The sequence below is a fragment of the Flexistipes sp. genome (assembly GCF_036172515.1).
GTDB lineage: Bacteria > Chrysiogenota > Deferribacteres > Deferribacterales > Flexistipitaceae > Flexistipes.
Map to the genome: position 1 here is coordinate 140,636 of NZ_JAXKVW010000003.1, position 12,840 is coordinate 153,475.

9 protein-coding genes and 1 tRNA gene are annotated in these 12,840 nt (G+C 39.5%); 9 read left to right on the forward strand and 1 reads right to left on the reverse strand.

Annotated elements, in window-relative coordinates; translation table 11 throughout:
- Positions 1-162 precede the first annotated feature (162 nt).
- The 9 genes from UMU13_RS03675 to UMU13_RS03715 all read left to right on the forward strand — a co-directional run bounded on the left by UMU13_RS03675 (position 163) and on the right by UMU13_RS03715 (position 10,857).
- Positions 163-591: an RrF2 family transcriptional regulator gene (locus UMU13_RS03675; protein WP_328217225.1), complete on the forward strand. Its 429-nt coding sequence runs from the start codon at positions 163-165 to the stop codon at positions 589-591.
- A 15-nt stretch (positions 592-606) separates the two neighbouring features.
- On the forward strand, positions 607-1,929 hold the full coding sequence (locus UMU13_RS03680; RefSeq protein WP_328217226.1) for a cytochrome ubiquinol oxidase subunit I: 1,323 nt from the start codon (positions 607-609) through the stop codon (positions 1,927-1,929).
- 23 nt (positions 1,930-1,952) lie between these two features.
- A complete protein-coding gene (cydB, locus tag UMU13_RS03685; protein ID WP_328217227.1) occupies positions 1,953-2,990 on the forward strand; it encodes a cytochrome d ubiquinol oxidase subunit II in 1,038 nt (345 codons plus the stop codon).
- A gap of 286 nt (positions 2,991-3,276) precedes the next feature.
- The gene (locus tag UMU13_RS03690) at positions 3,277-4,083 is read left to right on the forward strand and encodes a DUF4405 domain-containing protein (RefSeq protein WP_328217228.1); all 807 of its coding nucleotides are present in this window, start codon (positions 3,277-3,279) and stop codon (positions 4,081-4,083) included.
- Between the two features lie 344 nt (positions 4,084-4,427).
- A tRNA-Leu gene (locus UMU13_RS03695) sits at positions 4,428-4,516 on the forward strand.
- 216 nt (positions 4,517-4,732) lie between these two features.
- Positions 4,733-5,608, forward strand: a complete 876-nt coding sequence (gene ligD / locus UMU13_RS03700; protein WP_328217229.1) for a non-homologous end-joining DNA ligase — start codon at positions 4,733-4,735, stop codon at positions 5,606-5,608.
- Between the two features lies 1 nt (position 5,609).
- Complete coding sequence (locus UMU13_RS03705; protein ID WP_328217230.1) at positions 5,610-6,407, forward strand: DNA-formamidopyrimidine glycosylase family protein; 798 nt, start codon at positions 5,610-5,612, stop codon at positions 6,405-6,407.
- Between the two features lie 263 nt (positions 6,408-6,670).
- Positions 6,671-8,617 carry an FAD-dependent oxidoreductase gene (locus UMU13_RS03710; RefSeq protein ID WP_328217231.1) on the forward strand — a complete coding sequence of 649 codons (1,947 nt, stop codon included), beginning with the start codon at positions 6,671-6,673 and terminating at the stop codon, positions 8,615-8,617.
- A 14-nt stretch (positions 8,618-8,631) separates the two neighbouring features.
- Positions 8,632-10,857: a molybdopterin-dependent oxidoreductase gene (locus UMU13_RS03715; RefSeq protein WP_328217232.1), complete on the forward strand. Its 2,226-nt coding sequence runs from the start codon at positions 8,632-8,634 to the stop codon at positions 10,855-10,857.
- Positions 10,858-11,220: 363 nt separating this feature from the next.
- Here UMU13_RS03715 and ade read toward each other — a convergent pair whose 3' ends face one another.
- The gene (gene ade / locus UMU13_RS03720) at positions 11,221-12,840 is read right to left on the reverse strand and encodes an adenine deaminase (protein ID WP_328217233.1); all 1,620 of its coding nucleotides are present in this window, start codon (positions 12,838-12,840) and stop codon (positions 11,221-11,223) included.

The following is a 12,840-nucleotide window of genomic DNA, read 5'->3' on the forward strand; positions in this document are numbered from 1 at the left end:
TTTATGAGAAATTGGGGGTGGTAAAATTTATAACGTTTAAATTTTTCAAAGTTCTCAATTTATAAAAAGATTACAGAAATGCAGAGAACCTGTCAAAACTTTTGCAAAAAAATATTGACAAATTTTATCCGATATTTTATTTGTTTACTTAAGAGGTAAACAATGACACATTTTATTCACAGGGAAGCTGATTACGCAATAAGGATTGTTGCATATTTAGCCGGCAAAAACGAGAAAATTAAGATCAAAGAAATATGTGAAAGACTATACCTGAGCAAACCTATAGTTATTAAAATTGTGCATAAGTTAAGAAAATGTGGTATAATTATTACTGAAACCGGTAAAAACGGCGGTATTAAAGTGAGCCCCAGAATTGTTGATTTGACGCTTTATGATGTGCTTGTTTGCATGGGGTTTAACAGCAGTATAAATATCTGTGTTGATAAGCCTGAAGAGTGTGAGCTTAACCCTATTTGTAACATTACTTACTTTTTTTCAAATATTCAAAATCAAATAATTGATCAGCTGAAAAAGGCAAAGGTTAAAGATTTTATTTTTGAGGATAAAGAGCTTGAAAGCCTTTATAATTAACACAAGGAGGTTGTTATGGATGCTTTAATGCTTGCCAGAGTGCAGTTTGCCATGACTGCAATGTTCCATTTTATTTTTGTTCCGTTGACACTGGGTCTTTCGGTTTTGGTGGCCATTATGGAAACAATGTATGTGAAAACGGGCAATGAAACCTATCTCAGGATGACCAAGTTCTGGGGGAAATTATTTCTTATAAACTTTGCTGTTGGTGTTGTTACCGGTATTACAATGGAGTTTCAGTTTGGCATGAACTGGGCTGAATATTCAAAATATGTAGGAGACATTTTCGGAGCTCCGCTTGCTATTGAAGCCACTATGGCTTTTTTCCTGGAATCCACTTTCCTTGGCGTTTGGATTTTCGGGTGGAAAAAGATTTCAAAAAAGGCTCATGCCTTTGCTATGTGGATGGTGGCCTTAGGCTCCAATATGTCGGCATTATGGATTCTTATCGCAAATGCCTGGATGCAGCATCCGGTAGGGTATGTTTTAAGGAATAACAGAGCAGAGTTAAATGATTTTGCCGAAGTGATATTCTCTCCTTATGCCTGGCTGAAATTTTTTCATACTGTGATGGGCGGTTATATCGTAGGCGCATTTTTTGTAATGGGTGTTGCCGCTTATCATATCTTGAAAAAGAATCAGCTGGATTTTTTCAAAAGGTCTTTTAAGATAGCTGCTATTTTTGGTTTGATTATGTCTCTTGGGATAGCAATTATAGGCGATTTCCATGCTAAGGAAGTGGCAAAAACACAACCGTCAAAGATGGCTGCTATGGAATCTCTGTGGCAGACTCAGGAGAATGCACCGATATATATGTTTGCATGGCCTGATGCTGAGAATGAGCAAAATGCCTTTGAATTTTTGCCCATCCCAGGTCTTTTGAGTTATCTTTCCCACGGTGATTTTAATGCTGAGGTGACGGGACTGAAGGACATCCCGAGAAATGAAAGGCCTCCTGTGTGGCCTACTTTTCTTAGTTTCAGGCTGATGGTTTTTCTAGGAACGATTTTTATAGTTCTCAGCCTGCTGGCTTTTATTTATTCAAAGAAAGATTCTCTGGAGAATAAACGATGGTTTCTGAGGCTTATGCTTTATGCAATTCCTCTACCCTTTATTGCAGCTCAGGTTGGATGGATTGTAGCTGAAATTGGCCGTCAACCATGGATTGTTTACGGTGTTATGAAGACTTCAGACGCCGTTTCAAAGAGTGTGACATCAGGTCAGGTCTGGACGTCACTGATAGGATTTTTCATTTTTTACGGCATTTTGGCTGTTGTTGATTTATCTCTTCTTGCGAAGTTTTCCAGAAAAGGGCCCGAGCCCGAGAAAACTGCGTAAAAGGTTTTTAAAGGAGGATTATTATGGAAGCGAATGTTTTTCAATTGATATGGTTTGGTCTATGGGGACTTTTGTGGGCAGTATACTTTATGCTGGACGGATTTGATCTGGGAGCAGGTATACTGCACCCGTTTATTGCAAAAAATGATACGGAAAGACGGATGGTTATCAATACATTGGGACCCGTGTGGGACGGAAATGAGGTATGGTTAATTACCGCAGGAGGTGCTACTTTTGCAGCATTTCCGACCACATATGCCTATATGTTCAGCTATCTTTACACCCCTTTGCTTATTATTCTTTTTGCTTTGATTATCAGAGGTGTGTCTTTTGAATTCAGAGGGAAAAAAGATTCGGAAAGCTGGAAGAAAGGATGGGACTTTGCCATCTTTATTGGCAGCTTTATTCCAGCATTGCTGTTTGGCGTGGCTTTCGGGAACATTTTCCAGGGCCTGCCTATAGATGCGGCAGGTTATCATGGAAATATTTTTACGCTGCTCAATCCATACGGCATTTTAACCGGTATACTTTTTGTCTGCCTGTTTCTTGTTCATGCTTCTTTGTGGCTGTCTATAAAGGCAACGGGTGATTTGAGAAAAAGAGCTCAGAAGCTTGCCAAAAAGCTCTGGCCAATTCTTTTGATTGTAGCGGTTCTTTTTCTTGTTCACACCTGGTTTGCCACAAACCTGTATGATAACTTTTTTGCAGCACCTGCTGGGTTTGTGATACCTGTACTTGCCGTTGTTGCATTGCTTTTGAGTTATGTGTTTATGAATTCATCGTATGTCAAAGCATTCTATGCATCATGTGTTACAATCCTTATGGTGGTTTTTACGGGGATTTACGGACTGTTTCCTAATCTTATCCCGTCGAGTATCGATACAGCATACAGCTTAACTGCCATAAACTCATCCTCAAGTGTATATACACTTAAAATTATGACGGTGGTTGTGGCTATTTTTGTTCCTATTGTCCTGATTTATCAGATTTGGACATACAAGGTTTTCAGTGATCCCGTAACGGAAGAAGAAATATATGATGAGGAAGCGGAAGCTTATTAAAGATTTAACAGGGGGTCAGCCCCCTGTTTTTAATTATAAGTCTGATTTTCTGTCTTTCAATTTTAATATGTGCAATATTTTCATATAAACAGTGCAATTTTTGCACTGTTTTTTTTGTTGATATTTTATTTCTCTTTTCTTAATAATGTGTTAATTTTTGGCATAAAAAATGATATTGATTATTAAAATTGGATTTCACATCTAAATTTAATATGCCTTATTGAAAGAAAAGATGCTGGAAATCAATGCAGTTTTTTGAACTGTAAAATCATATCGGAGGGTTTTAATGCTAAATTTTAGAAAAATTGTTTCGCTTGTAATGCTGCTGTCATTTACTGTAGTGGTTTATTCAGGTGTGTTTCTTTTTATTGTACCCGAGGGAAAAGTTGCCTATTGGGTGAACTGGCAGCTTTTAGGACTTAATAAAACTCAATATGCTGAAGTCCATGACGTGGGGGTTTTATTATTTCTCGTTAGTTCCGTTTTGCATATTTATTTAAATTGGAATGCGATATTGAATTACCTTAAAAACAAATCAAAAAGAATAGTTTTGTTTACGCCAAATTTTATTGCAGCATTGCTGATAACTTTGATTTTTACTGCAGGGAGTCTTTATAAATTTCCGCCTTTTGAGAGTTTTTTAAACATTGCCACCAGCATGGATAAATATTGGGCACAAGAATACGGAACACCTCCTTTTGGGCATGCCGAACTTTCAGGATTAAAAAGTTTGTGCAGCAAGATGAACTTAGATTTTGAAAAGGCAATAAAACTTCTTGAGGATAAGGGGATAGCTGTTAAAGACGAAAATGAAACACTTTTGAAAATATCTGAGAGAGCCGGGATGACCCCTGCTGAAGTGTACAAGATTATAAAACCGGCCAAGATTGAAGGAAGTGAAGAAGTCCCCACAGGACTGGGGAAAATGACTCTGGGGGAAGTGTGCAAAAAGTATGATATTGATATAAATAAAGCTTTGAAGATTTTGAAGAGCAAGGGATTCCGCGTTACTCCTGAATCACAGATGAAAGAGCTTTCAGAACAAAAAGGAAAGCTACCTATGGATATCTATGAGCTAATGAAGAATAAATGATGCTTGAAAAGTGGTTTATGTGTCATTGTAAGCAGAAACGCAGAAATCGTTAATATATAGATAGAGATTCCTCGGTTCCACTTCGCTCCACTCGGAATGACATTTTTCCCGGTCGAGTAGCCAGAAAACTGTCACCTCGACCGAAGCGGAGAGGTCTCTACTGTAAGAAACGATATAGCAAACAAATATGCAAGTGTGCTTGTTAGGGTAATCAGACTTGCAAAAAGGAGCTGCAATTGTGCCGATACGGACTTTCATTTTAAAGTACCTTACCGGTTTTTAAACTTGACATTTTTTGTAAACAAGCATATAAAAACCCCACAATTCAGGCATTTAGCCACTTTGCCCGGGTGGCGGAATTGGTAGACGCACAGGACTTAAAATCCTGTGGGAGCCTGCTCCCGTGCCGGTTCGATTCCGGCCCCGGGCACCATCCTAATCTTTTTGAATTTTATCGTTTTTTGGTTATAGCCACAGGCTAATTTAACCGTTTCCCTGGCATATAGCTCATACAGTATTAATTACAATAATATCCCCTTTAAAAGTATTTTGCATGATTTTTCGATTATTGTTATCATTTAAGCAGGTATATAAACAAGAAAACAGCAAAAAAAGAATTCAAATATGTAAACAAGGAAGTACGAAAGACATGAAACAAAAGATAAACGGCAGAACGATTGAAATTTCCAACCCGCATAAAGTGTTTTATCCAAATGCAAACATTACCAAAAGAGAAATTTTGAATTATTACGACCGTATTGCGGAATACATGCTCCCGCACATCAGAAACCGGCTTGTGGTAATGCAACGGTTCCCCGAAGGGATCGGCGAGGAAGGTTTTTATCACAAACAGGTACCGGATTATTTCCCCGAATGGGTGCAAAGGAAAACGGTTACACTACGGAAAGGGGAAAAACAGGATATTGCAATTGTTAATGAAAAAGCCGATATTATTTATATGGCCGAGCAGGGGGCGATTACGTTTCATATTTGGCTGTCGCAAAAGGACAATATCGAAATGCCTGATAAACTGATTTTTGACCTCGACCCTCCCAAATCCGGTGAATTCAGCGAAGTGAAGTTTGCTGCTTATAAATTGCGTGACTTGTTCAAGGAAATGGGTTTTGTGACTTATGTTATGACGACCGGATCAAAGGGGTTGCATGTCGTTATTCCGATAAAACCTGAATATGACTTTGATATTATCCGGCAATATGTTAGAGATGTACTCAGGGAGTTGGTAAAGAAATATCCGGATCGATTTACGCTCGAGCCCCGAAAAGATAAAAGGCAGGGGCGCGTGTTTTTGGATTATCTGCGTCATGCCTTCGGGCAAACGTCCGTGGCTCCATATTCTCTTCGTCCTGTTGAAGGTGCTCCGATTGCCACGCCGCTTGAATGGGAGGAATTGCCGTATATTGAGAATTCACAGAAGTACCATATGAAAAATATTTTCAAGCGACTTTCGCAAAAGAAAGACCCTTGGAAAGATTTCAAACTTCACAGAAAATCATTGGATATCTGATATGCCTGAGCTTCCTGATGTAACCTATTTTAAGCATTATATTGACCGAGTTGCGCTCCATAAAAAAATCTCAGCTGTTCAATGCGGAGATGAGCGCGTCTTGAAAAATACGAATTGTCAGGGGTTGAGTCGCATACTCAAAGGAGAGCAGTTTGCAGCAACAAAAAGGCGTGGAAAATTTTTGATAATAAATCTCGCCAACTCCGGGAAAATGTTGATTTTACATTTCGGAATGACCGGTAATATTTCTTATCGTGAGGGTGAAGCCAAGACGGAGGATGAGAAGAAATATTCTCAATTGACAATTGAATTTCATGACGAATCGCGTCTGTTCTGGATTAATAAACGTCTGCTGGGTTCCGTGTATCTGGTGGATAAGGTTGATGAAGTTGCAACGATTAAGGAAATGGGGCCGGATGCATTGGAGCTTTCCGGAAATTTATTTTTGAAACTTTTGTCAGAACACGAGCGGAAGAATATCAAAGCGTTCTTAATGGATCAGTCAAATATAGCCGGCCTGGGAAACGAGTATTCCAATGAATTGTTATTTCAGGCGGATATTGATCCGCACAGAAAGATTAAAGGTTTAAGCAACAACGAGCGGAAAAAGATTTATAAGGTGATGCGTGATATACTTGAGAAAGCAATTAAGATCGGCGTACCGGCTAATCCGTTTCCGGATGACTGGCTTTTGGCGCATATGGATGATATGACATGCCCTAAAGACGTGAAGCATAATTTGAAAAAAGAAAGAATTGCGGGACGCACGGCAGTCTATTGTCCGGTACATCAAGTGTAGAAAATAAAAACCGCCCGATACGTTGATAATTTAGATAATTTATTTGAATCAATTAATCAAAGTTTTGCATTTGCAGATTCTCTCTAATCATTATTTCTCTTTTCGTTTCTTTAAATAGGACATTTTTTGTGCATTGACTGGTATTTAATAATGAAGTACTTATGGTAATAAAAATATAGACAACGTTATATTTTTATGTTATAGCCAACTGTATACAGTATACCGTTGGTGTAATAAAGCACAATGAAATATTGGAGTGGGCAATGGCTAAAGTTTTGTATGGTTTTTTCAAAGGTGAGGTAATAGATAACAGGGGGAAGTCTAAAGATAAATGGACTGATGCCCCTGTGAAAATCGATGAAGACTTCAACGGTAAAAAATTAAAGACGTTTGTTGATTGGGACGGTTTTCTTGTTTTTGAGGAGGAAACCGATATTTTAAACGCACTGGCAGAGTATATGAGCGAAATAAGTACCTATGGGTGCTGTGGAAGATGTTTTCCCGGCAGAGTGGGAACAAAAATTGTTTCAGAAGAACTTTTTAAACTCCGGGAAAATTTCAGCAAAGAAAAATTGAATCTTTTGCGTGATTTGTGTGTTTCCATTAACGATTCGGCGAAGTGTACCGTTGCTCCAACCTCTGTGATTCCTGTTCTGGGATTTATAGATAATTTTGCTGATGAGGCTGAGAATAATTCCAATGCTGAAGCCGGCAAGTATGTCCGTCATTTAACAGCTCCATGTACAGCCGGGTGTCCGGCTAATGTAAAGATACCTCAGTTTATTGAGGCTATCAAGGATTTCAGGTTTTTGGAAGCACTGGCTATCATCAGAGAAACTATGCCTTTGCCCGGTGTCTGCGGGAGAGTTTGTCCGCATCCGTGCGAAGAAAACTGTAGAAGGGGGCTTACTGAAGACCCTGTAAGTATAATGGTTTTGAAGCGTACTCCATGGGATTACGAATATTACCACCACAAAAACCCCGATATCCCTGTATACAGAGAGCCTACAGGTAAAAAGGTTGCCATTGTGGGAGCCGGTCCTGCGGGGCTGACTGCGGCATATTATCTGGCTCAGTTGGGACATTCGGTAAAAATTTACGATATGATAAGCGAGCCCGGAGGCATGGTTGCAAGGGGAATCCCTGACTACAGGCAGCCCAGAGACTTGCTTAGAAGAGAAGTTGATATAATAAAATCTCTCGGTGTGGAAATTCAATACAATACCAAACTCGGTGAAGATATATTTTTGGATGATTTGAAAGCGGATTATGATACGGTTTTGATTGGAATTGGTGCCTGGAAAAGCCGTGATATGGGCGTTGAAGGTGAGAAAGAAGGATATGAGGGAGTAGTTGCAGGTGGTATTTATTTCCTCAATGATTTTGCCGCCGGAAGAGAAGTAAATATTGGAAAAAAAGTGCTCGTTGTCGGTGGTGGTAACACTGCTATTGACTGTGTGAGAACAGCGATTCGTATGGATACCGAAGAGGTGAGTCTGATATACAGAAGAGCAAGGGAACAGATGCCTGCTGAGGACTATGAAATAGAGGATGCTATTGAAGAGGGTGTTAATTTTCATTTTCTGGCAAATCCGGTTAAAATACTGGCGGAAAACGGAAAGGTTGTCGGAGTGGAATGTGTGAAGATGAAGCTGGGAGAGCCGGATGACTCAGGGAGAAGACGCCCCGTACCCATTGAAGGTTCAAATTTCGTGCTGGAGGTTGATACTGTTATCCCTGCGATCGGACAGTATCCTGACCTGAGTTTTTTAAGTGAAAAAGATGGAATCGATGTTACAAAATGGGATACGATAAAAGTTAAAGATGATTTATATATTACTGATGTTGAGGGTGTGTTTTCCGCCGGTGACTGTGAATGGGGACCTAATACTGTTGTGAAAGCAATAGGTGCCGGCAGATGGGCGGCAAAAATGATGGACAGATACATGATGGAAGGAAATGTATATCTGACCGATGAAGAAAAGCTTGAGCTGACCCTTTATAACAGTAAAGTTTTTGATAAGAATGAAAAACTCTGCGATCCTGCTACTATCGAAAGAGTGCACCAGGAGAAACTATCCCCAGAAGAAAGAGTTGCCCATTTTGAAGAAATAGAAAAACCTTATAGTGAAAAGCAGGCTTATATGGAAGCTACACGTTGCTTAAGATGCATGAGAATGGCCATGGTTGGGCTGGAAGAAAATAAATAGCTTGGGGTTTGTTTATGCCTGAAATATATATTAACAACAAAAAATACCCTTTTAACGAAGGGGATACTGTACTTGAAGTGGCCAAAAGGAATAATATTTATATTCCAGTAATGTGTTATCTGGAGAAAATAACTCCCACCGGTGCATGCAGGTTCTGCCTGATTGAAATTGAAGGAATAGATAAGCCCGCGGCGGCCTGTGTAACCTATGCTTTGGACGGAATGAAAGTTTTTACCGATACCGAAAAAGTAATAAAAGACAGAAAGAGGATGATGGACTTTATTCTGATAAAGCACCCTCTTGACTGTCCTGTTTGTGATAAAGCCGGGGAATGCATGCTGCAGGATATGGCATATGAGTTTGGCATTAATGAAGAAAGTGTCCCTTCAGTAAAGCCCGACAAACCGGTTTTTGACTGGAATTTTATAATAAATGATACGAATTTGTGTGTAATGTGCGAAAGGTGTGTGAAGGTCTGTCATGAGATAACCGGCTGTTCTGCACTGAAGATAGAGGAGCGGGGATTTAACAACATAATAAACACAACCGACGGCACAGAGCTCAACTGTGACTTCTGCGGGCTCTGTGTCGATTATTGCCCTGTTGGTGCTTTACTGGATAAACCTTATAAACACAGTGTAAGATCCTGGGATTTGGATAAGAAAAACACATTTTGCAATATGTGTCCTGTGGGTTGTGAAATTGAGGTAAATATTCATGATAATGAGATATTCAGATGCAGATCCACTGAAAACAGTTTTATCTGTTCACTGGGAAGGTATGCATTTAAACATCCGGAACATAAGGACAGGATTGAAACACCTTTGATGAAAAGTTCCGGGAAGCATTCCGAAGTAAGCTGGAGCGATGCCCTGGATGAGTTTAAAGACCGATTAAGCAATATTAAAGAGCGCTATGGGGACGAATCCATAGTACTGCTTCTGGGAAGCAGACTCAGCAATGAAGCTGTTTTTGGATACAAAAAACTTTCGGACGAATTGAACATTAATAAAGTTGTAGCTGATATAGAATTTGAGAACGGAAGTTTTTATAAGCTGCACAAGGAAAAGTTTGATACTTATGAAAATATCGGAAGCCTTGAAGGGATAAAAAGCTCAGATTTGATTTTTGTTATAGGTTCTGATTTGGCCAATGAGGCATTAGGTGTCAAATGGAATGTTATGAACGCTGTTATTCATAACAATGCAAAACTGGTCACGATCGGTGCACAGAAATATGAATACGATTATTTTACTGATGCCAGTCTCCTTGCCGACTACGGTAATTATGCAGGTATTTTTGAAGATATAAAAACGGCCGGTGACGATATCCCTGCCAGTATAAGGGAATATATAGACCAGGCAGAACATGTGACATTTATTGTCGGTAATGAATACATCTCCTCTGAAAAGCAGCCTGAAAGTATCTATGCTTTCTATGATTATGTTGGCTCTGATAAAGTGGAAAACTTCTTCCTCGTAAGTGACAAGGCGAATATTACTGCTCTTGTTAATTCGGGTATTCTGGATAACGGATATACTCCTGCAAAACTGAATAAAGAAATGGTTAATTCTAAAATTAAAGCGGTTTTGGCTGTTGGTTTTTATCCTTCTGAAACTTACGGGGCATATAAATCCTTAAATAAATCAATTGACAATGTTGATATGCTTGTTTCTGTGGACATGTATAAAAATAAATTTAACTCCAATGCCGATATTATCATGCCGGCGCTTACTTCTCTTGAAAGTGAAAGCAGCTACACATCTCTTGATGGCAGATTAATAAAAACGGATGTTGTGCATGAGCATAAATATTCAGCACTTTCCGATGTTAATATTTTGTCCAAAATGGGGGCTTTGTTTGGCATTGAACTGCCTGAGTCAGCACCGGAATTCTGGAATGAAAATATAGCAGGACAAAACGGTTATCCGCAAATGGATTTTTATGAGATTGATGGTTTTGTGAGAAAAGAGAATAAGTCTAATGTCAACAAAACGACCTTTTCCTACCAAAAACCGGCTGAGGGCTCTGTAGAAATTTTTGTAAACGCCAGATATCACAATAACTATTTGTCCACAAAGGCTGTTGTAGAGAAAGATGTAGACGGATATTTGAAAAAATATTATTTTGATGTTGATGAGACGGTGCTTTCCGGAAAGGATGCCTGCTATGACGGCAAATGCAGTATAAATGACGAAATAGCAAAAGGAACGGTTCTGATACCCAAGAATCTGAAGTAAATATAGAAAAACCGGAGTTCACGCTCCGGTTTTTTGTTTTCAAAAATATATATTTGAGACTTCAAGAGTTTTGCACAAGTCAGGAAGCGCGGCTTTAGCCGGGCAAATCCTTTTTTGTAATTCATTATTTACAGATTTGCGGGACTGAAGTAATGTATTCCACTAGCATCGGTCGAAGACCGATAAATTTGTGATACACAATATATTTACCAGCCTCCGGCTGGTGCTACCCACTTGCAAAACACAAAAAAGTACTTTGTGTAAGCTTTCACTTCCCATTTTTTAAGAGCTATGACATTTAGTTAGTGCTAAGCGCTAAATAACGTTGAACGTTGAACTCACCCACCCCCATAATGGCATTTTTCAAAGATAACGGAAATTATCCACATCGAACAATCCTTTATCTGTTAATTTTAGATGAGGGATTACTTCCAGCGCCATAAAGCTTAGTGTTCCCAAAGGATCTGTCAATGTGCAGCCCATTTCTGCGATTTGTTCGTTGATACGCACTAAGCTCTCCACTACCGCCCCCGGAGCCTTCGATGTTACGAGCCCGCCGATTTCAAGGGGGAGTGTGAAGAGGCTGTTATCATCAGATACTGCCAGTCCTCCCCCGTTGTCTATAACTGAATTTACAACCTTTAGGATACTTTCATCACTTGTGCCCACAGCCACGATATTGTGACAGTCATGGGCAATGGAAGAAGCAAATGCTCCTCTTTTCAGATTAAAACCGTTAATTTTACAGGATGCACGGTTTCCGTATCCATATCGTTCGAATACACATAATTTCAGTATGTCATTTTCCAGGTCATATGTTTTTGATGAATCAACCAAATGTTCTGTTATCAGACTTCCGTCTTTAACTCGGATGCATGCCTGTTCATTGTTCATTTGGGGGATTTCGGACTGGTTGGCAATATTCATCGAGTTTTGCAATTTTTCAGGGACCGGTGTGAAGCTGTTTTTTTGAGAAAAATGGGAGAGATTTTTACCGTCGATGTAAATATCCTTTATTTCAAAAGATTTACTGCTGATGTCGGCGATGGTAAAACTTGCATACATTCCAGGCTTGATTTCTGAATACCTGTCCAGTCCATAATATTTCAATCCGTTTCGGCTGGCGGCTTTCAGAACGTTAACAGGTGGTATCCCGAGCTTTAAAGCTTTATTAACATTATAACTTATATGACCGTCTCTCAAAATGTGGTTTAATGATTTGTCATCTGTGCAGAACATTATATCGTCCGGGTACTCGTTTATAAGTTCGTAAGCTTTATTATCGGTGTGTTCAGCAGAACCCTCTCTTAAGAATATCTTAAGGCCGGCTTCAAGCTTGGTTTTAATATCGTGGTATGATTCGCTTTCATGATCATCCATCACACCTGCAGCAACATATTTTAACAAATCTTCTCCGCTAAGTCCCGGTGCATGGCCGTTAATGACTTTACCTAAAGCTTTGGCTTTTGCGATTGATACTACAAATTTTTCTTCGCCCTGGATAACCCCTGGGTTATTCATCATCTCACCTAAGCTTACCGTTTCTTCTTTTTCCAGCAGAGACGATATTTCATCAATACCCAATTGGGCACCGGATGTGGTAAAAGGTGTTGCCGGGACACATGAAGGAACGGCAAATTTGATATTACAAAAGGAATGTTTCGCTTCATCCATGAAATATTCAACTGCGCCCATACCCCCGACATTTGCAATTTCGTGATTGTCGGTAACGACATGAAGAGTGCCGTGTTTCGATACGACATCACCGAAAGCAGAGGGAGTGAGATGAGAACTTTCAATGTGCACGTGGCAGTCGATAAAACCCGGCGTTATATGCAGACTGTCACCGTTATAGTATTCGTCCGCATAAGGTTTGGAGTCGGTGATTTCTGCAATAACACCGTTGTTAATCAAAACATTTGATTTGAAAAATACGTTTTTGTCAAAATCCGGGATAAAAACGTTTTCAAAAAGTGTTTTCAT

Bases quoted from the DNA above. Each gene is read 5' to 3' on its own strand.
- UMU13_RS03675 (WP_328217225.1), top strand. From the start codon at position 163: ATGACACATTTTATTCACAGGGAAGCTGATTACGCAATAAGGATTGTT.
- UMU13_RS03680 (WP_328217226.1), top strand. From the start codon at position 607: ATGGATGCTTTAATGCTTGCCAGAGTGCAGTTTGCCATGACTGCAATG.
- cydB (WP_328217227.1), top strand. From the start codon at position 1,953: ATGGAAGCGAATGTTTTTCAATTGATATGGTTTGGTCTATGGGGACTT.
- UMU13_RS03690 (WP_328217228.1), top strand. From the start codon at position 3,277: ATGCTAAATTTTAGAAAAATTGTTTCGCTTGTAATGCTGCTGTCATTT.
- ligD (WP_328217229.1), top strand. From the start codon at position 4,733: ATGAAACAAAAGATAAACGGCAGAACGATTGAAATTTCCAACCCGCAT.
- UMU13_RS03705 (WP_328217230.1), top strand. From the start codon at position 5,610: ATGCCTGAGCTTCCTGATGTAACCTATTTTAAGCATTATATTGACCGA.
- UMU13_RS03710 (WP_328217231.1), top strand. From the start codon at position 6,671: ATGGCTAAAGTTTTGTATGGTTTTTTCAAAGGTGAGGTAATAGATAAC.
- UMU13_RS03715 (WP_328217232.1), top strand. From the start codon at position 8,632: ATGCCTGAAATATATATTAACAACAAAAAATACCCTTTTAACGAAGGG.
- ade (WP_328217233.1), bottom strand. From the start codon at position 12,840: ATGAAAACACTTTTTGAAAACGTTTTTATCCCGGATTTTGACAAAAAC.